This is a genomic window from Streptomyces sp. NPDC004126 (assembly GCF_050275515.1).
Classification (GTDB): domain Bacteria; phylum Actinomycetota; class Actinomycetes; order Streptomycetales; family Streptomycetaceae; genus Streptomyces.
The window spans coordinates 18,470-42,697 of the sequence record NZ_JBNNPF010000061.1 but is presented as its reverse complement, the minus strand read 5'-3'; the positions used below and the strand labels follow the sequence as shown (position 1 = coordinate 42,697).

Annotated in this window: 18 protein-coding genes; 10 read left to right on the top strand and 8 right to left on the bottom strand. The window is 69.6% G+C overall.

Features of this window, described 5'->3' with window-relative positions; translation table 11 throughout:
• Window positions 1–251: 251 nt before the first annotated feature.
• The 5 genes from ACQKM2_RS35360 to ACQKM2_RS35340 form a co-directional block, all read right to left on the bottom strand.
• Window positions 252–1,244 (bottom strand): PAC2 family protein, encoded by a 993-nt coding sequence (locus ACQKM2_RS35360; RefSeq protein ID WP_427717081.1) that lies wholly within the window; start codon window positions 1,242–1,244, stop codon window positions 252–254.
• 126 nt (window positions 1,245–1,370) lie between these two features.
• Window positions 1,371–2,978: an FAD-dependent oxidoreductase gene (locus ACQKM2_RS35355; protein ID WP_427717080.1), complete on the bottom strand. Its 1,608-nt coding sequence runs from the start codon at window positions 2,976–2,978 to the stop codon at window positions 1,371–1,373.
• A 39-nt stretch (window positions 2,979–3,017) separates the two neighbouring features.
• Window positions 3,018–4,544 carry a glycerol kinase GlpK gene (glpK, locus tag ACQKM2_RS35350; protein WP_427717078.1) on the bottom strand — a complete coding sequence of 509 codons (1,527 nt, stop codon included), beginning with the start codon at window positions 4,542–4,544 and terminating at the stop codon, window positions 3,018–3,020.
• A 79-nt stretch (window positions 4,545–4,623) separates the two neighbouring features.
• Complete coding sequence (locus ACQKM2_RS35345; protein WP_405981467.1) at window positions 4,624–5,406, bottom strand: MIP/aquaporin family protein; 783 nt, start codon at window positions 5,404–5,406, stop codon at window positions 4,624–4,626.
• A 325-nt stretch (window positions 5,407–5,731) separates the two neighbouring features.
• On the bottom strand, window positions 5,732–6,499 hold the full coding sequence (locus ACQKM2_RS35340; protein WP_405981468.1) for an IclR family transcriptional regulator: 768 nt from the start codon (window positions 6,497–6,499) through the stop codon (window positions 5,732–5,734).
• A gap of 250 nt (window positions 6,500–6,749) precedes the next feature.
• On the opposite strand from ACQKM2_RS35340, the gene metH reads away from it, so the two are divergent.
• The 4 genes from metH to ACQKM2_RS35320 all read left to right on the top strand — a co-directional run bounded on the left by metH (window position 6,750) and on the right by ACQKM2_RS35320 (window position 14,813).
• The gene (metH, locus tag ACQKM2_RS35335; protein WP_427717076.1) at window positions 6,750–10,262 is read left to right on the top strand and encodes a methionine synthase; all 3,513 of its coding nucleotides are present in this window, start codon (window positions 6,750–6,752) and stop codon (window positions 10,260–10,262) included.
• Between the two features lie 111 nt (window positions 10,263–10,373).
• On the top strand, window positions 10,374–11,075 hold the full coding sequence (locus tag ACQKM2_RS35330) for an HAD family hydrolase (protein ID WP_427717074.1): 702 nt from the start codon (window positions 10,374–10,376) through the stop codon (window positions 11,073–11,075).
• A 481-nt stretch (window positions 11,076–11,556) separates the two neighbouring features.
• Window positions 11,557–13,161, top strand: coding sequence for an ABC transporter substrate-binding protein (locus tag ACQKM2_RS35325; protein WP_427717072.1), 1,605 nt, complete (start codon window positions 11,557–11,559; stop codon window positions 13,159–13,161).
• A 68-nt stretch (window positions 13,162–13,229) separates the two neighbouring features.
• Window positions 13,230–14,813 (top strand): ABC transporter substrate-binding protein, encoded by a 1,584-nt coding sequence (locus ACQKM2_RS35320; RefSeq protein WP_427717071.1) that lies wholly within the window; start codon window positions 13,230–13,232, stop codon window positions 14,811–14,813.
• Between the two features lie 74 nt (window positions 14,814–14,887).
• On the opposite strand, the gene ACQKM2_RS35315 is transcribed toward ACQKM2_RS35320, so the two are convergent.
• Together ACQKM2_RS35315 and ACQKM2_RS35310 are read right to left on the bottom strand one after the other, a co-directional pair.
• Window positions 14,888–15,559, bottom strand: coding sequence for a response regulator transcription factor (locus ACQKM2_RS35315; protein WP_362471768.1), 672 nt, complete (start codon window positions 15,557–15,559; stop codon window positions 14,888–14,890).
• A gap of 63 nt (window positions 15,560–15,622) precedes the next feature.
• On the bottom strand, window positions 15,623–16,507 hold the full coding sequence (locus ACQKM2_RS35310; RefSeq protein WP_362471770.1) for a RecB family exonuclease: 885 nt from the start codon (window positions 16,505–16,507) through the stop codon (window positions 15,623–15,625).
• A 155-nt stretch (window positions 16,508–16,662) separates the two neighbouring features.
• Between ACQKM2_RS35310 and ACQKM2_RS35305 the strand changes: the two genes are divergently transcribed.
• The 3 genes from ACQKM2_RS35305 to ACQKM2_RS35295 all read left to right on the top strand — a co-directional run bounded on the left by ACQKM2_RS35305 (window position 16,663) and on the right by ACQKM2_RS35295 (window position 19,550).
• Window positions 16,663–17,862, top strand: coding sequence for a site-2 protease family protein (locus ACQKM2_RS35305; RefSeq protein WP_427717070.1), 1,200 nt, complete (start codon window positions 16,663–16,665; stop codon window positions 17,860–17,862).
• An 18-nt stretch (window positions 17,863–17,880) separates the two neighbouring features.
• Window positions 17,881–18,777, top strand: a complete 897-nt coding sequence (locus ACQKM2_RS35300) for a tRNA (adenine-N1)-methyltransferase (protein ID WP_007263187.1) — start codon at window positions 17,881–17,883, stop codon at window positions 18,775–18,777.
• A 197-nt stretch (window positions 18,778–18,974) separates the two neighbouring features.
• Entirely contained in the window at window positions 18,975–19,550 is a 576-nt protein-coding gene (locus tag ACQKM2_RS35295) for a hypothetical protein (protein ID WP_427717069.1), read from the top strand.
• A gap of 4 nt (window positions 19,551–19,554) precedes the next feature.
• On the opposite strand, the gene ACQKM2_RS35290 is transcribed toward ACQKM2_RS35295, so the two are convergent.
• On the bottom strand, window positions 19,555–19,875 hold the full coding sequence (locus tag ACQKM2_RS35290) for a ferredoxin (protein WP_042800683.1): 321 nt from the start codon (window positions 19,873–19,875) through the stop codon (window positions 19,555–19,557).
• A gap of 264 nt (window positions 19,876–20,139) precedes the next feature.
• Between ACQKM2_RS35290 and arc the strand changes: the two genes are divergently transcribed.
• The 3 genes from arc to ACQKM2_RS35275 all read left to right on the top strand — a co-directional run bounded on the left by arc (window position 20,140) and on the right by ACQKM2_RS35275 (window position 24,080).
• Window positions 20,140–21,906 carry a proteasome ATPase gene (gene arc, locus ACQKM2_RS35285; protein WP_427717068.1) on the top strand — a complete coding sequence of 589 codons (1,767 nt, stop codon included), beginning with the start codon at window positions 20,140–20,142 and terminating at the stop codon, window positions 21,904–21,906.
• A 275-nt stretch (window positions 21,907–22,181) separates the two neighbouring features.
• A complete protein-coding gene (gene dop / locus ACQKM2_RS35280) occupies window positions 22,182–23,693 on the top strand; it encodes a depupylase/deamidase Dop (protein ID WP_125816225.1) in 1,512 nt (503 codons plus the stop codon).
• 174 nt (window positions 23,694–23,867) lie between these two features.
• Window positions 23,868–24,080 carry a ubiquitin-like protein Pup gene (locus ACQKM2_RS35275; protein ID WP_042803062.1) on the top strand — a complete coding sequence of 71 codons (213 nt, stop codon included), beginning with the start codon at window positions 23,868–23,870 and terminating at the stop codon, window positions 24,078–24,080.
• The last annotated feature ends 148 nt before the right edge of the window (window positions 24,081–24,228 follow it).

Below are 24,228 nucleotides of genomic sequence, written 5' to 3'. Positions count from 1 at the left end.
GTCCCCTACCCGCCCTTCCACCGTTCCCAGGGGCTCCGCCCCTGACCCCGTTGCGCTCAAACGCCGCGCGGGCTGGATTTCGCGCAGCGAAATTCCAGCCCCGCCGGCGATTGAGGCGCGGGGTCTGGGGCGGAGCCCCTGGGAACGGTGGAAGGGCGGGTAGGGGACCGCCCCGCGCAGCGGCGTCTCCCCGGCCCGGGCGCACGGCGCGAGCCGCCCGCGCAGCGGCGACCCCGGGCCGCCCCGCAGGGCTACGCCTCCGGGGTGTCGCCCGGCTCGTCCGGTTCCGGCGGGGCCGGGGGCTCCTCCCCGGACGGGTCCGGGCGGCGGCGCGGGGGCCGTGTCAGGCCGCTGGAGGTGTCCCGCAGGTACGAGCCGTCGCCCGGCTGCTCCGCGGCGGCGGAGGGATCCCGCCGCCGCAGGTACCGCTCGAACTCCCGCGCGATCGCGTCACCCGACGCCTCCGGCAGATCGGCGGTGTCCCGCGCCTCCTCCAGCGTCTGGACGTACTCCGCGACCTCGCTGTCCTCGGCGGCCAGTTGGTCCACGCCCAGCTGCCACGCCCGCGCGTCCTCCGGCAGTTCGCCGAGCGGGATCCGGATGTCGATCAGGTCTTCCAGCCGGTTCAGCAGCGCCAGCGTCGCCTTCGGGTTCGGCGGCTGCGACACGTAGTGCGGCACCGCCGCCCACAGCGAGACCGCCGGGACCCCGGCGTGCGTGCAGGCCTCCTGGAGCACCCCCACGATGCCCGTCGGGCCCTCGTACTTCGTCTCCTCCAGGTCCATCGTCCGCGCCAGGTCCGCGTCCGAGGTCACCCCGCTGACCGGCACCGGCCGCGTGTGCGGGGTGTCGCCCAGCAGCGCGCCCAGGATGACGACCATCTCGACGCCCAGCTCGTGCGCGAACCCGAGCAGCTCGTTGCAGAACGACCGCCACCGCATGGACGGCTCGATGCCCCGTACGAGCACCAGGTCGCGCGGCTTCGCGCCGCCGATCCGGACCACCGACAGCCGCGTCGTGGGCCAGGTGATCTTCCTGACCCCGTTGTCCAGCCACACCGTCGGCCGGTTGACCTGGAAGTCGTAGTAGTCCTCGGCGTCCAGCGCCGCGAACACCTCGCCCTTCCACTCCCGGTCCAGGTGCGCCACCGCACCGGAGGCGGCGTCGCCCGCGTCGTTCCAGCCCTCGAACGCGGCCACCATGACCGGGTCGATCAGCTCGGGCACGCCCTCAAGCTCGATCACCCAGGTCTCCTTCCGAAGTTCCTTGCGTACGTGGGCCAGCCTAAGCCTTCGTGGTGCGTCGGCCACAGCCCACGACAGAGGGGCGGTTCCCCTCGGAACCGCCCCTCTTCCCCACCTGCGTACGAGCTATGCCTTGCGGCCCAGCATCTCCTCGACGCGGGCCCGTACGGCCTCGTCGTCCAGGCCGCGGACCGTCACCGTCGTACGGCGGCGCAGCACGTCGTCGACCGTCTCGGCCCACTCGTTGTCGCGGGCGTAGGCGACCTGCGCCCAGATCTCCGGACCGTCCGGGTGGATGCGCTCGGCCAGCGCCGCGTCCTCGTTCGCCAGGCGGGCGATGTCGAAGGCCAGCGAGCCGTAGTGCGAGGCCAGGTGGCGGGCGGTCAGCGGGTCCATGCGGGCGCCGGGCTCGCGGTCCACCAGCAGGCGGTGCGCGACCGCGTTCGGGTTGGCGACACCGGGCAGCGGGACGCGGCGCACGAGGGACTTCACCGGCTCCATGTCCTCGGTCAGCGGGCTGCCGGGGAGCTTGGCGAGCTTGTCCATGACCACGCGGCCGATGTGGCGGTACGTGGTCCACTTGCCGCCGGCCACGGACAGCATGCCGCCCGCGCCCTCGGAGACGACCGTCTCGCGCTTGGCCTTCTCGACGCCGCCGGGGCCGCCGGGGAGCACGCGCAGGCCGGCGAAGGCGTACGTCATCAGCGAGCGGTCGAGGTCGGCGTCCTTGATGGAGAACGCGGCCTCGTCCAGGATCTGCTGGATGTCGGACTCGGTGGCGCGCACGTCCGCCGGGTCGCCCTCGTACACCTCGTCGGTGGTGCCGAGCAGCAGCTGGTCCTCCCACGGGAGGGCGAAGGTGATGCGGTACTTGTCGATCGGGGTGGCCATGGCGGCCTTCCACGGCGACTTGCGCTTCATGACGATGTGCGCGCCCTTGGAGAGGCGGATCGACGGCATCGCGTGCTTGTCTTCCATGCGCCGCAGGTGGTCCACCCACGGGCCGGTGGCGTTGAGCACGACGCGCGCGTCGACTCCGAACTCGGTGCCGTCCAGGCGGTCCTTGAGCTCGGCGCCGCTGACCCGGCCGCGCGTCATGCGCAGGCCGGTGACCTCGGCGTGGTTGAGGACGACCGCGCCGGACTCGACGGCCGCGCGGACCGTCATCACGGCGACGCGGGAGTCGTTCATCTGGTGGTCGTAGTAGACCGCGACGGCCTTGAGGTTGTCCGTCTTGAGGCCGGGGTTGTCGGCGACGGCACGGGCCGGCGATATGACCTTGCCCATGCCGTCGCCGAAGGCCGAGAGGGCGGAGTAGGCGAAGACGCCCGCGCCCAGCTTGGCCGCACCCACCGGACCGCCCTTGTAGACCGGCAGGTAGAAGGTGAGCGGGTTGACCAGGTGCGGGGCCACGTCCTTGGCCAGCACCCGACGCTCGTGGTGGTTCTCCGCCACCAGCTTGACCGCGCCGGTCTGCAGGTAGCGCAGACCGCCGTGGACGAGCTTCGAGGAGGCCGAGGAGGTGGCGCCGGCGAAGTCGCCGGCGTCCACCATGGCAACCCGCAGACCCGACTGCGCGGCGTGCCAGGCCACCGAGGTGCCCAGGATCCCACCGCCGATGACCAGCAGGTCGTACGTGGCCTTCGAGAGCTGCTCGCGGGTCTCCGCGCGGCTCGCGTTGGCACCGGAAGTCGGGTGCGTGCCCAGGGCGGGAACGCTCTGCAGGGTGCTCATATCTCTTTCAGCTCCTCGTCGATCGGCTCAGCCGGTGCGTCAGCTGGCGTCTTCGTCGTCGATCCAGCCCATGGACCGCTCGACGGCCTTGAGCCAGTTCTTGTACTCGCGGTCCCGCTGGTCGGCGGGCATCCGCGGGGTCCACTCCGCCGCGCGGCGCCAGTTGGCGCGCAGGGCGTCGGTGTCGGGCCAGAAGCCGACGGCCAGGCCGGCGGCGTAGGCGGCGCCGAGGCAGGTGGTCTCGGCGACCATCGGGCGCACCACGGGGGCGTCCAGGAAGTCCGAGAGCGTCTGCATCAGCAGGTTGTTGGAGGTCATGCCGCCGTCGACCTTGAGGGCGGCCAGCTCGACGCCGGAGTCCTTGGTCATGGCGTCGGTGATCTCGCGGGTCTGCCAGGCGGTGGCCTCCAGGACGGCACGGGCGATGTGCGCCTTGGTGACGTACCGGGTGAGGCCGGCGATCACACCGCGGGCGTCGGAGCGCCAGTACGGGGCGAACAGGCCGGAGAAGGCCGGCACGAAGTAGGCGCCGCCGTTGTCCTCGACCGAGAGCGCGAGGGTCTCGATCTCGGCGGCGGTCTTGATCATGCCCATCTGGTCGCGCATCCACTGGACGAGCGAGCCGGTGACGGCGATGGAGCCCTCCAGGGCGTAGACCGGCTTCTGGTCGCCGATCTGGTAGCCGACCGTGGTCAGCAGGCCGCTGTAGGAGTTGATGATCTTGTCGCCGGTGTTCATGAGCATGAACGTGCCGGTGCCGTAGGTGGACTTCGCCTCGCCCTCGGCGAAACAGGTCTGGCCGAAGAGGGCGGCCTGCTGGTCACCGAGCGCCGAGGCGACCGGGACGCCCGCGAGGACGCCTTCCTTGACGTGGCCGTAGACCTCGGCGGAGGACCGGATCTCGGGGAGCACGTTGAGCGGGACGCCCATCGACTCGGCGATCTTCTCGTCCCAGGCCAGGGTGTGCAGGTTCATCAGCATGGTGCGCGAGGCGTTGGTGACGTCCGTGACGTGCGCACCGCCCTGGGCCCCACCGGTGAGGTTCCAGATGACCCAGGAGTCCATGGTGCCGAAGAGGATGTCGCCGGCCTCGGCGCGCTCGCGCAGGCCCTCGACGTTGTCGAGCAGCCAGCGGACCTTCGGGCCGGCGAAGTAGCTCGCCAGCGGCAGGCCGGTCTCGCGGCGGAAGCGGTCCTGGCCGACGTTGCGGCCGAGCTCCTTGCACAGGGCGTCGGTGCGGGTGTCCTGCCAGACCAGCGCGTTGTGCACCGGCTCGCCGGTGTTCTTGTCCCACAGGACGGTGGTCTCGCGCTGGTTGGTGATGCCGACCGCCTTGACGTCGGCGGCGGTGATCTCGGCCTTGGCGATGGCGCCGGCGACGACCTCCTGGACGTTGGTCCAGATCTCGACGGCGTCGTGCTCGACCCAGCCCGGCTTCGGGAAGATCTGCTCGTGCTCCTTCTGGTCGACGGCCACGATGCGGCCGTCGCGGTCGAAGACGATGCAGCGGGAGGAGGTGGTGCCCTGGTCGATCGCGGCGATGAAGGGGCCGGTGCTGCTGGTCATGATGGCTGCTCCTGGCAGGTCTGTTGAGTAGGCGGAATCAGGAGGGCGGTGCGGTTCTTGCGAGCGCGGCCGAAGCTGATCAGGCGAACGCGATGTTGTACAGACCGCCGGCGAGCGCGGCACCGACGAGCGGGCCGACGACCGGGATCCAGGAGTACCCCCAGTCCGAGCCGCCCTTGTTGGGCAGCGGGAGCAGGGCGTGGACGATGCGGGGACCGAGGTCGCGGACCGGGTTGATGGCGTAGCCGGTCGGACCGCCGAGGGAGAGGCCGATGCCGACGACGACGAAGGAGGTGATCAGGACGCCGATGACGCCGAGGCCCTTGCCGCCGTCCTGGAGGCCCTGCGTCAGGATCGCGATGACCAGGACGAAGGTGCCGATGATCTCCGTGGCGAGGTTCTGGACCACGTTGCGGATCTCGGGGCCGGTGGAGAAGATGCCGAGGACCGGGCCGGCCTGGTCGTGCGGGTGCGGGTCCTCCGGACCCAGCTTGGCGTCCTTGATGTTCTCGGGGTCCGCCAGGTGCACGCGGAACTGGCCGTAGTAGGTGATCCACATCAGGACCGCGCCGAGCATGGCGCCGAGCAGCTGGCCCGCGAAGTAGACGGGGACGTCACCCCACTCGCCGGTCTTGACGGCGATGCCGACCGTGACCGCCGGGTTGAGGTGCGCGCCGGAGAGCGGCGCGGAGACGTAGGCGGCGATCAGGACCGCGAAGCCCCACCCGAAGGTGATCGCGAGCCAGCCCGCGCCGCGGGCCTTGGAGCTCTTGAGCGTGAGGGCGGCGCACACGCCGCCGCCGAGCAGAGTGAGCAGGGCGGTACCGATGGTCTCGCCGATGAAGATGTCGGAGCTGGACACCCGCGACTCCTTTGTCTTACGTCCAGGGGTGGGCGGACACCGGGTCCCTCCGGTGGTCCGCACACTCGGTGAGTGCTTCACCGGTCCATGGCCTCGCCACAGCCTAACGCGTATTGCCGGTAGCTGTTCGACAATGCCGACCGATGAACGGCAGTTTTCCGCCTGGGTGAAGAACGCGTCAAGGGCTGACCAGGTCAAAGAACCGGATCGTTACCACTCGGTACGATCGCCCAAATCAGGCCAATGGCCGATCCGAAAACGCCAAAGTCCACCCGAATGACCCGCGAGGGGGGTCATTGGGTGGACCGAATGGATCAGGTCAAGCTCAGAACCGGCCCGCGCCGAGATCGCGCGAAACCGACCGCGCGCAGTCCCGCACGGAGGCCACCAGGGCCGGCCGGGGCTCCCCGGACTCCCCGCAGACCCGCTCCACGGCGCCCGCGACGGCCACCGCGCCGACCGGCATCCGCCGCCGGTCGTGGATGGGGGCGGCCACCGAGGCGATGCCCTCCCAGGTCTCCTCGACGTCCGAGGCCCAGCCGCGCGCCCGGGTCAGGTCCAGCAGGCCCTCGAAGCCCGCCGCGTCGGTCACCGTGCGGGGCGTGAAGGCCTCCCGCTCCGCGTCCAGGGCCTCCGTGTGCGCCACCGGGTCGTAGGCCGACAGCACCTTGCCCAGGGCCGTGGAGTGCAGCGGCTGCATCGCCCCCACCTCCAGCACTTGACGGCTGTCGTCCGGCCGGAACACGTGGTGCATGATCAGCACCCCGCTCTGGTGCAGCACGCCCACGTACACGCTCTCGCCGCTGGCCCGCGCCAGGTCGTCCGTCCACACCAGCGCGCGGGCGCGCAGCTCGTGCACGTCCAGGTAGCTGTTGCCCAGCCGCAGCAGCTCCGCGCCCAGCTGGTAGCGCCCGGAGGCAGGGTCCTGCTCCACGAAACCCTCGGCCTGCAGCGTGCGCAGGATCCCGTGCGCCGTGCCCTTGGCCAGGCCCAGGGAGGACGCCACGTCCGAGAGGCCCAGCCGGCGTTCCCCGCCGGCCAGGAGCCGCAGCATCGCAGCGGCTCGTTCGAGCGACTGGATGTTCCGTGCCATCGCGCAGCCTCCTGCTGACGTAGTTCGACAATGCTGAACACTATCGGTCGATGCCGACCTCGTGCATGGTTGGGTGTTTTACGGTGCGGCGTGCCCGGTGCACCTTTCCACGCGGCTCCCGGCCACAGGATGCAGTCCGCCACGTGGGACGCCCTCACCGGGTCCGCCGCCGCGCGGTTACCCTGACCGCGTGCACCCTTGACACAGAGGGTGCAAAGCCGACAGCCGTCGCAGCCCAGGGAGCTCAACCATGGCCTCGTTGCCGAACCCGCCCGCAGACACCCAGACACGGGCCGATGCCCTCCGAGAGGCGCTCGCGACCCGCGTGGTCGTCGCCGACGGAGCCATGGGAACCATGCTCCAGGCACAGGACCCCTCGATGGAGGACTTCCAGCAGCTGGAGGGCTGCAACGAGGTCCTGAACGTCACCCGCCCCGACATCGTCCGCTCGGTCCACGAGGCGTACTTCTCGGTGGGCGTGGACTGCGTCGAGACCAACACCTTCGGCGCCAACTACGCGGCCCTGGCCGAGTACGACATCCCCGAACGCAACTTCGAGCTGTCCGAGGCCGGCGCCCGCATCGCCCGCGAGGTCGCCGACGAGTTCACCGCCTCCACCGGACAGCAGCGCTGGGTCCTCGGCTCCATCGGCCCCGGCACCAAGCTGCCCACCCTGGGCCACATCACCTACGCCCAGATCCGCGACGCCTACCAGATCAACGCCGAAGGCCTGATCTCCGGCGGCGCCGACGCGCTGCTCGTCGAGACCACCCAGGACCTCCTGCAGACCAAGTCCTCCATCATCGGCGCCCGCCGCGCCATGGAGGCCCTCGGCGTCACCGTCCCGCTCATCTGCTCCGTCACCGTCGAGACCACCGGCACGATGCTGCTGGGTTCCGAGATCGGGGCGGCGCTGACGGCTCTGGAGCCGCTCGGGATCGACATGATCGGTCTGAACTGTGCGACGGGTCCCGCGGAGATGAGCGAGCACCTGCGCTACCTGGCCCGCAACGCCCGCATCCCGCTGTCCTGCATGCCGAACGCGGGCCTGCCGGTACTGACGAAGCAGGGCGCGCACTACCCGCTGTCGGCCCCCGAGCTCGCGGACGCGCAGGAGACCTTCGTCCGCGAGTACGGGCTGTCGCTGGTGGGCGGCTGCTGCGGTACCACTCCCGAGCACCTGCGGCAGGTCGTGGAGCGGGTCCGGGGCGCGGCGATCACCCAGCGCTCTCCGCAGCCGGAGCCGGGTGCGGCGTCGCTGTACCAGACGGTGCCGTTTAGGCAGGACACCTCGTACATGGCGATCGGTGAGCGGACGAACGCGAACGGGTCGAAGAAGTTCCGTGAGGCGATGCTGGATGCCCGCTGGGACGACTGCGTGGAGATGGCCCGGGACCAGATCCGTGAGGGCGCGCACATGCTGGACCTGTGCGTGGACTACGTGGGCCGTGACGGCGTGGCCGACATGCAGGAGCTGGCCGGCCGTTTCGCCACCGCCTCCACCCTGCCGATCGTGCTGGACTCGACCGAGGTCCCCGTCATCCAGGCGGGTCTGGAGAAGCTGGGCGGGCGTGCGGTCATCAACTCCGTCAACTACGAGGACGGTGACGGGCCGGAGTCGCGTTTCGCGAAGGTCACCCGTCTGGCGCAGGAGCACGGCGCGGCGCTGATCGCGCTGACCATCGACGAGGAGGGTCAGGCCCGCACCGTCGAGCACAAGGTCGCCATCGCCGAACGCCTCATCGAGGACCTCACCACCAACTGGGGCATCCGCGAGTCGGACATCCTCATCGACACCCTCACGTTCACGATCTGCACGGGGCAGGAGGAGTCCCGCAAGGACGGGATCGCGACGATCGAGTCGATCCGCGAGCTCAAGCGCCGCCACCCCGACGTGCAGACCACCCTGGGCCTGTCGAACATCTCCTTCGGCCTGAACCCGGCCGCCCGCGTCCTGCTGAACTCCGTCTTCCTCGACGAGTGCGTCAAGGCGGGCCTGGACTCCGCCATCGTCCACGCGAGCAAGATCCTGCCGATCGCCCGCTTCGACGACGAGCAGGTCAACACCGCCCTCGACCTGATCTACGACCGCCGCGAGGGCGACTACGACCCCCTGCAGAAGCTCATGGCCCTCTTCGAGGGCGTCAACACCAAGTCCCTCAAGGCCGGGCGCGCCGAGGAACTCCTCGCCCTGCCCCTGGAGGAGCGCCTCCAGCGCCGCATCATCGACGGGGAGAAGAACGGCCTGGAGGCCGACCTCGACGAGGCCCTCCAGGACCGCCCCGCCCTCGACATCGTCAACGACACCCTCCTGGAGGGCATGAAGGTCGTCGGCGAGCTGTTCGGCTCCGGCCAGATGCAGCTCCCCTTCGTCCTCCAGTCCGCCGAGGTCATGAAGACGGCGGTCGCCTTCCTCGAACCGCACATGGACAAGAGCGACGACGAGGGCAAGGGCACGATCGTGCTGGCCACCGTCCGCGGCGACGTCCACGACATCGGCAAGAACCTCGTCGACATCATCCTCACCAACAACGGCTACAACGTCGTCAACATCGGCATCAAGCAGCCGGTCTCCGCGATCCTCGAAGCCGCCCAGGAGCACAAGGCCGACGTCATCGGCATGTCCGGCCTCCTCGTGAAGTCCACCGTGATCATGAAGGAGAACCTGGAGGAGCTGAACCAGCGCAAGCTGGCCGCGGACTACCCGGTGATCCTCGGCGGCGCCGCCCTGACCCGCGCCTACGTCGAGCAGGACCTCCACGAGATCTACGAGGGCGAGGTCCGCTACGCCCGCGACGCGTTCGAGGGCCTGCGCCTCATGGACGCCCTCATCGCCGTCAAGCGCGGAGTCCCCGGCGCCACCCTGCCCGAGCTCAAGCAGCGCCGCGTCGCCAAGCGCGACACCGCCGCGCTCCAGGTGGAGGAGCCCGAGGAGAGCGGCGGCCGCTCCGACGTCTCCGTCGACAACCCCGTCCCCACCCCGCCCTTCTGGGGCACCCGCGTCGTCAAGGGCATCCCGCTCAAGGACTACGCCTCCTGGTTGGACGAGCAGGCGCTCTTCAAGGGCCAGTGGGGCCTCAAGCAGGCCCGCGCCGGCGGAGCCACCTACGAGGAGCTCGTCGAGAGCGAGGGCCGCCCGCGCCTGCGCGGCCTCCTGGAGAAGCTGCACACCGAGAACCTGCTCGAAGCCGCCGTCGTCTACGGCTACTTCCCCTGCGTCTCCAAGGGCGACGACCTGATCATCCTCGACGAGCAGGGCAACGAGCGCACCCGCTTCACCTTCCCCCGCCAGCGCCGCGGCCGCCGCCTGTGCCTCGCCGACTTCTTCCGTCCGGAGGAGTCCGGGGAGACCGACGTCGTCGGCCTCCAGGTCGTCACCGTCGGCTCCAAGATCGGCGAGGCCACCGCCAAGCTGTTCGCCGCCGACGCCTACCGCGAGTACATGGAGCTGCACGGACTCTCCGTCCAGCTCGCCGAGGCCATGGCCGAGTACTGGCACGCCCGCGTCCGCGCCGAGCTCGGCTTCGGCGGCGAGGACCCGGCCGCCGTCGCCGACATGTTCGACCTCAAGTACCGGGGAGCCCGCTTCTCCCTGGGCTACGGCGCCTGCCCCGACCTGGAGGACCGCGCCAAGATCGCCGACCTCCTCCAGCCGGAGCGCATCGGCGTCCACCTCTCGGAGGAATTCCAGCTCCACCCCGAGCAGTCCACCGACGCGATCGTCATCCACCACCCCGAAGCGAAGTATTTCAACGCACGCTGACGTAGATCGGCGTACACTGGTCGGTCCCAAACAGGCCGGTCACCTGTTCCCGAGGGGATGTCCCCGCGGGGCGAGGTGGCCGGCCTTGTCGTCCCCACGAGAGGCGTACGCATGACCAGCACCGTTCCCGCACCCGTCGCCCGCACGGCCGACGGGCACGCCCTGCAGGCGGTGCTGCTGGACATGGACGGCACCCTCGTCGACACCGAGGGCTTCTGGTGGGAGATCGAGGAACAGATCTTCCTGGAGCTCGGCCACCGCCTGGACGAGTCCTGGCGGGACGTGGTCGTCGGCGGCCCCATGAGCCGCAGCGCGTCCTTCCTCATCGAGCAGACCGGAGCCGCCATCGGCCTCGCCGAGCTGAGCGTCCTGCTCAACGAGCGGTTCGAGGCCCGCATCGCCGACCGGGTCCCCCTGATGCCCGGCGCCGAGCGCCTGCTGAGCGAGCTGGCCCGGCACAACGTGCCCACCGCCCTGGTGTCCGCCTCGCACCGCCGCGTCATCGACCAGGTGCTGCTCACCCTCGGCCGCGACCGCTTCACGCTGACGGTCGCCGGCGACGAGGTGCCCCGTACCAAGCCCCACCCCGACCCGTACCTGATCGCCGCCGGCACCCTCGGCGCGCACCCCTCGCGCTGCGCCGTGATCGAGGACACCGCCACCGGGGTCGCCGCCGCGGAGGCGGCCGGCTGCCGGGTCGTGGCCGTCCCCTCCGTCGGCGTCATCGAGCCCGCGCCCGGCCGGACCGTCGTCCGCTCGCTGGAGGACGTGGACCTGCCCTTCCTGCGCTCGCTCATCACTCCGCTGAACTGAGCGCGCACACTCCGTGCCGTACGCGACGGGGCCGGGTCCCCGGCCCGGCAGGAGGATCTTCCGCCTCTAACCCCGGAGGCCGAAATTCCACCCCGTCCGTGAGAGAAATGCCAGGTGACCTTGGTCACCCGGGAAGCCCCCGCCGAGCCCGCACGCAGGCTCCGGGGGCTTCCTTTGTGTCCGGATTGATCATCTCCTGACCGCATCTGCGAGGACTCCGGCATAAGCGGTAAGTCCGCACCCATCACGGTGCGATTACACCCCAACTCCTGCCAGTTCCAGCCATCCCGCCCCAGCCCACTAATGTCGACGCGGGCACTCCGCACGCACCCTTGCCGTACCGGCCGCGCACCCTTGCGCCGGTACGCGCGTGGACCGATCGTCAAACACCGGCCCGATCGTTCCGCCCTGAACGGGCGACCGCCGCGAAGTGCCCTCTACGCCGCTTTGAACAAGTGCCGGGTGAGGGAGTACTTCCAGCATGAACCGCAAGACCATGGTGCTGACGGCCGCGATCGGCCTGCTCACCCCCGCGCTGTCCGCATGTGGCAGCGCGAGCGGCGGAGGAGCAGCGTCCGGAGCGATCGTCGTCGGTACCACCGACCGGTTCGAGGCCGCCGACTACGCTCCCGCCCCCTTCGACCCCGCCTACGCCTACGACGCCGGCGCCTGGAACATCCTGCGCCAGACCGTCCAGACGCTCGTGCGCACCCCGCGCGGCGGCGGCCAGCCCGTCCCCGAAGCCGCCTCCGACTGCCGCTTCACCGACACCGGCAACGAGAGCTACCGCTGCACCCTGCGGCCCGGCCTGAAGTTCGCGAGCGGCGACCCGGTCACCGCCAAGGACGTCAAGTTCTCCATCGACCGCGTCCGCGCGATCAAGGACGAGAACGGCCCCTCCGCCCTCCTCTCCACCCTCGACACCGTCGAGACCAAGGGCACCGACACCGTCGTCTTCCACCTGAAGACCGCCGACGCGACCTTCCCGTACAAGCTCGCCACCCCCGCCGCCGGCATCGTCAGCGAGAAGAACTACGAGGCCAAGAAGCTCCGCCCCGGCTTCACCGTCGACGGCTCCGGCCCCTACACGATGAAGGCCGAGGTCAAGGACAACCACCTCGTCCGCGCGGTCTTCACCAAGAACCCGAACTACAAGGGCGACATCAAGCTGCAGAACGACAAGGTCGAACTGCGCACCTTCGACGACTCCACCACCATGGGCAAGGCGCTCACCGACGGGAAGATCCACGTGGTCTCCCGCACCCTGTCGCCCGCCCAGATCACCGAGTTCGCGAAGACTCCCCCCAAGGGCGTCAAGCTCACCCCGATGCCCGGCCTGGAGATCCGCTACATCGGCTTCAACACCGACGCCCCGACCGTCAGCAACAAGGCCGTGCGCCAGGCCCTCGCCGCCGCCGTCGACCGCAACAACGTGATCTCGAAGGTCTACGGCAAGTCCGCGCAGCCCCTGTACTCGCTCGTCCCCACCGCCGTGCCCGGCCACGTCAACTCGTTCTACAACAAGTACGGCGAGGCCAACACCGCCAAGGCCGCCGACATCCTCAAGGCCGCCGGGGTCAAGCCCCCCGTCAAGCTGACCCTGAACTACACCACGGACCACTACGGCGACGGCACCGCCGCCGAGTTCGAGGCACTCAAGGCCCAGCTGAACTCCACCCAGCTGTTCGACATCACCGTCCAGGGCAACGAGTGGGGCACCTTCCGCCCCGCCCAGAAGAAGGGCGACTACGCCGCCTACGGGCTCGGCTGGTTCCCCGACTACCCGGACCCCGACAACTTCCTCGCCCCGTTCCTGGAGCAGGACAACTTCCTGGGCACGCCGTACGCCAACACCGCGGTGCGCACCAGGCTCATCCCCGAATCCCGCCGCGCGGCCGACCGCAACGTCGCCGTGCCCGCGATCACGGAGATGCAGGACATCGTCGCCGACGACGTCCCCGTCCTGCCCCTGTGGCAGGGCAAGCAGTACGTCGCCGCACGCGACGGGATCACCGGAGTGGAATGGTCGGTCAACGCCATCTCCGACCTCCAGCTGTGGGAACTCGGCCGGGGTGTCAGCGGCTGAGACCGGCAGGACCGGCGGCGGACGTCGCAGGCCGGCGCAACGACAGACAAGACTGTGAAGGAATTCGCGTGAAGAGACGTAACCAGTGGTTGGCAGCCCCGCTCGGCGCGGCCACTGCCGCAGCGCTGCTCAGCGGTTGCGGTTCGCAGGACGGCTCCGCCGCCGGCAACGGCAAGGGCGTGGTCATGGGCATATCCGACAAGGTGAAGTCCGTCGACCCCGCGTCGGGCTACGACCCGGGCTCCTGGCTGCTCTTCAACAACGTCTTCCAGTCCCTGCTGACGTTCCCCAAGGGCGGCACCACCCCCGAGCCCGACGCCGCCCAGGCCTGCAACTTCGAGGGCGGCGACAGCAAGGTGTACAAGTGCACCCTGCGCAGCGGCCTCAAGTTCAGCAACGGGAACAGCCTCACCTCGAAGGACGTCAAGTTCTCCTTCGAGCGCACCCTGAAGATCAACGACCCCAACGGCCCCGCCGTGATGCTCTCGTCGATCGCCGGCATCGAGGCCCCCGACGAGAAGACCGTCGTCTTCAAGCTGAAGTCCTCCGACGCCACCTTCCCCAGCAAGATCGCGTCGGGCGCGGGCGCCATCGTCGACCACAAGGAATACCCGGCCGACAAGCTCCGCACCGACAACAAGGCCGTCGGCTCCGGCGTCTACAAGCTGGACGCCTTCAGCGAGAAGAGCGCCAACTTCTCGGTCAACGACTCCTACAGCGGCAAGGCCAAGGCCAAGAACACCGGCGTCACGCTGAAGTTCTTCAACGGCGACCAGGCCGGCCTGAAGACCGTCCTGGAGAGCGGCGACGTCGACTTCGCCTTCCGCGGCCTCGCCGCCAAGGACATCGCCGGCCTCGCCGCCACCAAGACCGGCGACAACAAGGTCGACGTCGTCCAGGGCACCGGCGCCGAAGTCGAGCACCTGGTCTTCAACGTCAGCGACCCCGTCGTCGGCAAGCTCCCCGTCCGCAAGGCGATCGCCTACCTCGTCGACCGCGAAGCGCTCGTCAAGGACGTGTACGCGGGCACCGCCGCCCCGCTCTACTCGATCGTCCCGGCCGGCATCGCCGGACACACCACCCCGTACTTCGACCGCTACGGCGGCTCGCCGCAGCTGGAGAAGGCCAAGGCGGTCCTCAAGGCCGCCAACATCACCGGCAAGATCAAGCTGACCCTGTGGTCGACGCCGTCCCGCTACGGCCCCTCCACCGACCACCAGTTCCAGGTCATCGCCAAGCAGCTCAACGACAGCGGCCTCTTCGACGCCGACGTCAAGTCCGTCGAGTTCGAGCAGTACGAGAAGGACATCGACGCCGGCAAGTACGGCGTGTACGTCAAGGGCTGGGTCCCCGACTACCCCGACGCCGACAACTTCACCCAGCCGTTCTTCGGCCCGGACAACGTCCTGCGCAACAACTACGACAACAAGGAGATCACCGGGACCATCATCCCCGCGACCTCCACCAAGTCCGACCGCACCGCGGCCAACACGGACTACACCCGCCTCCAGGACATCGTCGCCGACGAGCTCCCGATCCTCCCGCTCTGGCAGAGCAAGCAGTACGCCGTCGCCCGCCAGAACGTGACCGGTCTCCAGTGGTCCCTGGACGCCTCCACGGTCTTCCGCTTCTGGGAGATCAGCAAGGGCTGACCCGCCCCGGACACACCTCCGCCCCGGCCCCCGAGAAGGGAGCCGGGGCGGAGCCGTACCCGGGGGCGTACGCCCTACTGCGCGCCCGGACGCACCAGACCGCTCTCGTACGCGTACACCGCCGCCTGCACCCGGTCGCGCAGGCCCAGCTTCGTCAGCACGTGCCCCACATGCGTCTTCACCGTCGTCTCGCTGACGAACAGGTCCGCCGCGATCTCCGCGTTCGACAGCCCCCGGGCCACCAGCTTCAGCACCTCCACCTCACGCTCGGTCAGCGTCCCCAGCGTGTCCGGCAGGCTCTGCTCACCCGACGGCAGATGACCGGCGTACTTGTCCAGCAGCCGCCGCGTGATGCTCGGCGCCAGCATCGCCTCACCCCCCGCGACCACCCGGATCGCCTGCACCAGCTCGTTCGCCGGCGCGTCCTTCAGCAGGAACCCGCTCGCCCCCGCCCGCAGCGCCTCCACCACGTACTCGTCCAGGTCGAAGGTGGTCAGCACCAGCACCTTCGCCGGCCCGTTCCGGTCCGGCCCGGTGATCTGCCGGGTCGCCTCCACCCCGTCCATCCGCGGCATCCGGATGTCCATCAGCACCACGTCCGGCTGCAGCGCCCGCACCTGCTCCAACGCCTGCAGACCGTCCCCGGCCTCGCCCACCACCACGAGGTCACCCTCCGCCTCCAGGATCATCCGGAAACCGGTGCGCAGCAGTGGCTGGTCGTCGACAAGCAGGACGCGGATCGCCACGGGGTACCTCGTATTCGTCGGGCGGCAACGGCGGACGCCGCCCATTCTGCCCTGGCCGGCGGATCAGGAACCGGCCGGGCGATCCGCCCCGTCCCGGGGCCGCACCACCAGCGGATACACCGGGGGAGTACCCCCGAACTCCGGACACACCGCCTGGTGGTCACACCAGCCGCACAGCTTCGTCGGCCGCGGCCGCCAGTCACCCGTCTCCGTCGCCTCCCGGATCGCCTCCCACAGCGCGTGCAGCTTCCGCTCCACCCGCTCCAGGTCCGCCGGCACCGGGTCGTACGTCAGCACGTCCCCGCTCCCCAGGTACACCAGCTGCAGCCGCCGCGGCACCACCTGCCGCAGCCGCCACACCACCAGCGCGTAGAACTTCATCTGGAACAGCGCGCCCTCCGCGTACTCCGGCCGCGGCGCCTTGCCCGTCTTGTAGTCGACGATCCGCACCTCACCCGTCGGCGCCACGTCCACCCGGTCGATGATCCCGCGCAGCCGCAGCCCCGACTCCAGCTCCGCCTCCACGAAGAACTCCCGCTCCACCGGCTCCAGCCGCGTCGGGTCCTCCAGCGTGAACCAGCGCTCCACCAGCGCCTCCGCCTCCGACAGCCAGCGCGCCAGCCCCGCCCCCTCGTCCCCCTCCGGGAACAGCTCCGCCAGCTCCGGCTTCGCCTCCAGCAGCCGCTCCCACTGCCCCGGCAGCAGCTCCTTCGCCCGCGGCACCGTCCGCTCGTGCGCCGGATGATCGAAGAGCCGCTCCAGCACCGCGTGCACCAGCGTCCCCCGCGTCGCCGCCGCACTCGGCTTCTCCGGAAGCCGGTCGATCACCCGGAACCGGTACAGCAACGGGCACTGCATGAAGTCACCGGCCCGCGACGGGGACAGCGAGGTCGGCCGGGAAGCACCCGAAGAAGCATCTGCGGAACCGGCACCGGGGGTCGTCGTCATGCGTAAAACCCTACGACCCGGGACGGACAGCACGCGCATACCATCGACTAAGGGCCCCTCGCACTGCATGATCGGAGCATCACACCGCGCAACAGCGCACCGCGCCACCGACGCGACGCGGCCCACCGGAAGCACCGCACGAACGAAGGAAAACCGTGGCAGACACCGACGAAACCGGCGAGCGCAGGTCCAAGCGCTCCGACCCGGGCGGCGGCATCCTCATGGGCCGCCCCTTCGGCGTGCCCGTCTACGTCTCGCCCAGCTGGTTCCTCGTCGCCGCGCTCATCACCTGGGTCTTCGGAGACCAGCTCGACCGGGTCCTGCCCGACCTCGGCCCCGCGCGCTACCTCGTCTCCCTCTTCTTCGCCGTGGCCTTCTACGCCTCCGTCCTCGTCCACGAACTGGCGCACACCATCGCCGCGCTCCGCTACAAGCTCCCCGTGCGCCGCATCCAGCTCCAGTTCTTCGGCGGGGTCTCCGAGATCGAGAAGGAGTCCGAGACCCCCGGCCGCGAATTCGTCCTCGCCTTCGTCGGCCCCCTCCTCTCCCTCGCCCTCGCCGGAGCCTTCTACCTCGGCATGAAGGCCGTCCACCCCGCGACCGTCCCCGGCGTCCTCCTCGCCGGCCTGATGATCTCCAACCTCCTCGTCGCCGCCTTCAACCTCCTGCCCGGCCTCCCCCTCGACGGCGGCCGCATGCTCCGCGCCGTCATCTGGGGCATCACCGGCAAACCCATGACCGGCACCGTCGCCGCCGCCTGGGTCGGCCGCGCCCTCGCCGTCACCGTCCTCATCGGACTGCCGCTCCTCACCCAGACCGGGGTCCTCGGCAACCCCACCCGGGAAATCGGCGGCATGGACACCGTCATGGACGCCCTCCTCGCCGCGATCCTGGCCGCCATCATCTGGACCGGCGCCGGCAACAGCCTCCGCATGGCCCGCCTGCGCGAACACCTCCCCGAACTCCGCGCCCGCGCCCTCACCCGCCGCGCCATCCCCGTCCAGACCGCCACCCCCCTCTCCGAAGCCCTCCGCCGCGCCAACGAGGCCGGAGCCCGCGCCCTCGTCGTCGTCGACGGCCAGGGCGACCCCACCGCCATCGTCCGCGAGACCGCCATCGCCTCCGTCCCCGAACACCGCCGCCCCTGGGTCGCCGTCAGCACCCTCGCCCAGGACCTCACCGACGGCATGAAGGTTTCCGCGGACCTCACCGGCGAAGAACTCCTCGACCACCTCCGCGCCACCCCCGCCACCGAGTACCTCGTCCTCGAACCCACCGGCGAGATCTACGGCGTCCTGTCCACCCTCGACGTCGAGAAGGCCTTCGTGAAGGCCATGGCGCGGCCCCAGTCCTGAACCCAATACACTGGTCACATGTCCGAACCGACCGGTGCCGCCCGCCGACGCGGGCCCTTCGAGGTCGGGGACCAGGTTCAGCTCACCGACCCCAAGGGCCGCCACTACACGTTCACGCTCGAAGCCGGGAAGAATTTCCACACCCACAAGGGTTCCTTCCCGCACGACGAGCTGATCGGTGCTCCCGAGGGCAGTGTTGTCCGTACCACGGGGAACGTCGCGTACCTCGCGCTGCGCCCCCTGCTCCCCGACTATGTCCTGTCCATGCCCCGCGGTGCCGCCGTGGTCTACCCCAAGGACGCGGGCCAGATCCTGGCCTTCGCCGACATCTTCCCCGGCGCCCGCGTCGTGGAGGCGGGAGTGGGCTCCGGCTCCCTCAGCAGCTTCCTGCTGCGCGCCATCGGCGACCAGGGCATGCTCCACAGCTACGAGCGCCGCGCGGACTTCGCCGAGATCGCCACGGCCAACGTCGAGCGCTACTTCGGCGGCCCGCACCCCGCGTGGCAGCTGACCGTCGGCGACCTCCAGGACAACCTGTCCGACACCGACGTCGACCGCGTCATCCTCGACATGCTCGCCCCCTGGGAGTGCCTGGAGGCCGTCTCCAAGGCCCTCGTCCCCGGCGGCATCCTCTGCTGCTACGTGGCCACCACCACCCAGCTCTCGCGCACCGTCGAGTCCATCCGCGAGTTCGGCTGCTACGCCGAACCGCAGCCGTGGGAATCGATGATCCGCAACTGGCACGTCGAGGGCCTCGCCGTCCGCCCCGACCACCGGATGATCGGCCACACCGGCTTCCTGGTCACCGCCCGCCGCCTCGCCGACGGCGTCGAGCCCCCCATGCGCCGCCGCCGCCCCTCCAAGGGCGCCTACGGCGAGGACTACGAGGGCCCCGGCAGCGACCGCTCCGCGTAGCGCACCCCGCCAACACGAAAGCGCTGTGGCGCAGTTCCCCGTACGAACCGGGAACTGCGCCACAGCGCTTCTTCGTTGTCAGGGCGCAGTGTCGTCGGGGCGCGGTGTCGTGCGGGTCGGACCCGGTCGTTCCACTCCTGTGTGACGTGTGGCACGATGCTGGCTCCCCGTCACCCTTCGCACAGGAGACACCCGGCGTGCTGCACAGCCCCACCGACCTGGCGCACGGTCGCACCAGGCCCGTCCACTGGCTCGCCACGGCCACCGCCCTCGCCGCCGTCATAGCCGGCGCCGGACTGCTCCAGCCCGGCCGGGCCACCGGAGCCACCCCCGCGTCCGGCCCCGACGCCGCCCCGGCCCCGACGGCCCCCGACGCGCACGCGGCCGCGTACCCCCTGGACTGCAAGGGCACCCCGCACACCGTCACCGAAACCGCCCAGGGCGACCTCGACGGCGACGGCCGCCCCGAGACCGTGGCGGCCGTCCGCTGCGACGCGGGCTCCGGCACCCCGCCCCACGCGCTCTACGTACTGGCCCAGGACCCGCGGGAGGGCTCCGCCCCCCGGGTCGTCGCCACCCTCCTCGACGCCGGGCAGCGGCGGAACGTGACCGGCCTCACCGTGCGCGACGGCTACGTCACCGCACGCCTGCTGGGCTACTCGTCACCCTCCGTGCCGCGCTACGAGCCCGACGTGAAGCAGCTCGCCAAGTGGCGCTGGACCGGCGGGAAATTCCGCCAGGAGCTGACGGACTCGGCCGCCGGACGTGTTTGAACCGTCACTCCGCGTCCGGGCCGTACACCTCGACCCTGTCCGAAACACGGCGCACGTGGATGCAGTCTCCCGGACATTCCTTGGCCGAATCGACCACGTCCTGCAGGAGCACCAGGGGAACCGGAGTGGTCGCCCCCGCCTCCTGGAGCAGCTCGTCATCAGCGCTCTTCACGTACGCCAGACCATCGATGTCCAGCTCGAACACCTCCGGGGCGTACTGCACGCAGATGCCGTCCCCGGTGCACAGGTCCTGGTCGATCCAGACCTCCAGCGGCTCCCCGGCCCCGTCGGAACCACCCGTCGGGGCCTCCTGCTGCACGGTCATATCTCCTGCCGTTTCCTGCTCTGAGTGATCCGCCCCGGACAGGACTCGCGGCAAGTCGCGCGACCCCTGACGGGTGTTGAACAGTTCGACCTTACAACCGGCTGCTTTCCGATGTTGAAGGGTGGGTATTTCCCTGGCGTGAGGGAGTACGCAAGGGTGAAGATCGGACACACCTCTACCGTCTTTGTGATCTAGGGGTTTCAATCACCACCAGCCCAGGTAGGGTCAGGAAGCGTCCAGCTCCCCTTGGAGGAGGTGAGGACCGTGGCAGCCCACGACGACGACATCAACCGCGGCATCCGGCCCGGGCGAGGGTCTGAGGACCCCGCTGGCCAGGTTGCCTATCTCGAGCAGGAAATCGCCGTCCTGCGACGCAAGCTCGCCGACTCTCCGCGACACACGAGGATTCTCGAAGAGCGGATCGTCGAGCTCCAGACGAATCTGGCAGGCGTCTCCGCGCAGAACGAACGACTGGCGAACACCCTCCGTGAGGCCCGCGACCAGATCGTGGCCCTCAAGGAAGAGGTCGACCGCCTCGCACAGCCGCCGGCCGGCTTCGGTGTCTTCCTTCAGGCGAACGAGGACGGCACCGTCGACATCTTCACCGGCGGGCGCAAGCTCCGCGTGAACGTGAGCCCCAGCGTCGACCCGGAAGACCTCCGGCGCGGCCAGGAGGTCATGCTCAACGAAGCGCTCAACGTGGTCGAGGCCATGGAGTTCGAGCGGGCCGGGGACATCGTCACCCTCAAGGAGATCCTGGAGGACGGCGAGCGCGCCCTGGTGGTCGGGCACACCGACGAGGAGAGGGTGGTGAGGCTCGCCGAGCCGCTCCTGGACATCACCATCCGCCCCGGCGACGCCCTCCTGCTCGAGCCCCGCTCCGGCTACGTCTACGAGGTCGTCCCCAAGAGCGAGGTCGAGGACCTGGTCCTCGAAGAGGTCCCGGACATCGACTACGAGAAGATCGGCGGCCTGGGCGACCAGATCGAGCTGATCCGCGACGCCGTCGAGCTCCCGTACCTCTACCCCGACCTGTTCAAGGAGCACGAACTTCGGCCCCCGAAGGGCATCCTGCTCTACGGCCCGCCCGGCTGCGGCAAGACGCTCATCGCCAAGGCCGTCGCCAACTCCCTTGCCAAGAAGGTCGCGGAAGTGACCGGGCAGGCGGCCGGCAAGTCGTACTTCCTGAACATCAAGGGCCCCGAGCTCCTCAACAAGTACGTCGGCGAGACCGAGCGGCACATCCGCCTCGTCTTCCAGCGTGCGAGGGAGAAGGCGAGCGAGGGCACCCCCGTCATCGTCTTCTTCGACGAGATGGAATCCCTCTTCCGCACCCGCGGATCCGGCGTCAGCTCGGACGTGGAGAACACCATCGTCCCCCAGCTGCTCGCCGAGATCGACGGCGTGGAAGGCCTGGAGAACGTCATCGTCATCGGCGCCTCCAACCGCGAGGACATGATCGACCCGGCCATCCTGCGCCCCGGCCGCCTCGACGTGAAGATCAAGATCGAGCGCCCGGACGCCGAGGCGGCGAAGGACATCTTCGCCAAGTACCTCAAGGCCTCGCTCCCGCTCCACGCGGACGACCTCGGCGAGCACTCCGGCTCGCCCCAGGTGGCCGTCCACAGCATGATCCAGACCGTCGTCGAGCAGATGTACGCCGAAACCGAGGAGAACCGCTTCCTCGAGGTCACGTACGCCAACGGCGACAAGGAAGTCCTCTACTTCAAGGACTTCAACTCCGGCGCCATGATCCAGAACATCGTGGACCGGGCCAAGAAGATGGCCATCAAGGCCTTCCTCGAACACAACCAGAAGGGTCTGAGGGTCTCCCACCTCCTCCAGGCGTGCGTGGACGAGTTCAAGGAGAACGAGGACCTGCCGAACACCACCAACCCGGACGACTGGGCCCGCATCTCCGGCAAGAAGGGCGAGCGGATCGTATTCATCCGCACGCTCGTCACCGGAAAGCAGGGCGCGGACACCGGACGCTCCATCGACACGGTGGCGAACACGGGTCAGTACCTCTGACGGAGCGAGGCGGCCGCGGGTGCCTCACACGGCACCCGCGGCCGACTGCTTTACCGCCCCGCATTCACGGCCAGCCTTGGGCCCGCCCTTTTCAGCCGGTGACAAGGCGAATTCAATGACTGAAATGATCTCCCCACCAGCGCGGAGTGGTTCTAGGCTCTTCCGTACCGCCGGTCGCGCAGTGCGGGGACGGGCACCGCACACGACGCACCGGAGCACCAGCGGTACTTGAGCGCCGCTCCCGAACGGGAGCGCCGCCGGGCAAGGAGGGCCGCATGACCGTACGGCGAGTAATGGGGATCGAAACGGAGTACGGGATCTCCGTTCCGGGGCACCCGAACGCCAATGCCATGCTCACCTCGTCCCAGATCGTCAACGCCTACGCGGCGGCGATGCACCGGGCGCGACGCGCCCGCTGGGATTTCGAGGAGGAGAATCCGCTGCGGGACGCCCGCGGCTTCGACCTCGCCCGCGAGGCCGCCGACAGCAGCCAGCTGACCGACGAGGACATCGGCCTCGCCAACGTCATCCTCACGAACGGCGCCCGCCTCTACGTCGACCACGCCCACCCCGAGTACAGCTCGCCCGAGGTCACCAACCCCCTCGACGCCGTGCTCTGGGACAAGGCCGGCGAGCGGATCATGGCCGAGGCCGCCGAGCGGGCCGCCCAGCTGCCCGGCGCCCAGCCGATCCACCTCTACAAGAACAACACCGACAACAAGGGCGCCTCCTACGGCACGCACGAGAACTACCTGATGAAGCGGGAGACCCCCTTCTCGGACATCGTGCGACACCTGACCCCCTTCTTCGTCTCCCGCCAGGTCGTCACCGGGGCCGGCCGCGTCGGCATCGGCCAGGACGGCCGCGAGCACGGCTTCCAGATCAGCCAGCGGGCGGACTACTTCGAGGTCGAGGTCGGGCTGGAGACCACCCTCAAGCGGCCCATCATCAACACCCGCGACGAGCCCCACTCGGACGCCGAGAAGTACCGCCGCCTCCACGTGATCATCGGCGACGCGAACCTCTCCGAGATCTCGACGTACCTCAAGCTGGGCACGACCGCGCTCGTCCTGTCCATGATCGAGGACGGCTTCATCAACGTCGACCTCGCCGTCGACCAGCCCGTCCGCACCCTCCACCAGGTCTCCCACGACCCCGACCTCCAGCACCTCATCACGCTGCGCAGCGGGCGCACCCTGACCGCCGTACAGCTCCAGATGGAGTACTTCGAGCTGGCCAGGAAGTACGTGGACGAGCGGTTCGGGACGGACGCGGACGAGCAGACCAAGGACGTCCTGGGGCGCTGGGAGGACGTGCTGGGCCGGCTGGAGACCGACCCGATGAGCCTGGCGGGGGAGCTGGACTGGATCGCCAAGCGGGAGATCCTGGAGGGCTACCGCAGGCGCGACGGACTCGGCTGGGACGCGGCGCGCCTCCACCTGGTGGACCTCCAGTACTCGGACGTACGGCCCGAGAAGGGCCTGTACAACCGGCTGGTCGCCCGCGGCAAGATGAAGCGGCTGCTGGAGGAGCCGGCCGTGGAGCGGGCCGAGAGCAAGCCCCCGGAGGACACCCGGGCGTACTTCCGCGGCCGCTGCCTGGAGCAGTACGCGGACGACGTGGCGGCGGCCTCCTGGGACTCGGTGATCTTCGACCTCCCGGGCCGCGACTCCCTCCAGCGGGTCCCGACCCTGGAACCCCTCCGGGGGACCCGGAACCACGTCAAGGAGCTCCTGGACCGCTGCCGTACGGCGGAGGACCTGGTCCGGGTGCTTTCGGGGCAGTGAGGTGGCCTGAAAGGCCTCCGGCCCGGGAATCATGAAGGAACCCGGACGTTGTGAAAGTACGGGGACGAACGCCGGACCCTCCTTGTAGGGTCCGACGTAGGGTCTGATCTTGAGAGGTCCCGAATCCCGGGGTCTCTCCGTGTGAGCGTGCGAACCGAGCGGGGTGAGGTAGACATGGCGACCAAGGACACCGGCGGCGGACAGCAGAAGGCCACTCGCTCGACCGAAGAGGTCGAGGAGCAGGCCGCGGAAGCGCAGTCCGACCTCAAGGAACGGCAGGAGAAGCTCTCCGACGACGTCGACTCGGTTCTGGACGAGATCGACGATGTCTTGGAGGAGAATGCCGAGGACTTCGTGCGGTCCTTCGTGCAAAAGGGTGGCCAGTAGGCCCTCTAGCCTTCGAATCGAAGGCCCGACTGCCTTGGTGATCATCAGGCGGGTATGGTCCGAGGCGCACCGTCCGGCTGCCGCGCAGCCATGGGGCAGTACAAGGATCGGCCGGACGTCATACGGCGTGCAGCCGCTTACGTGGAAG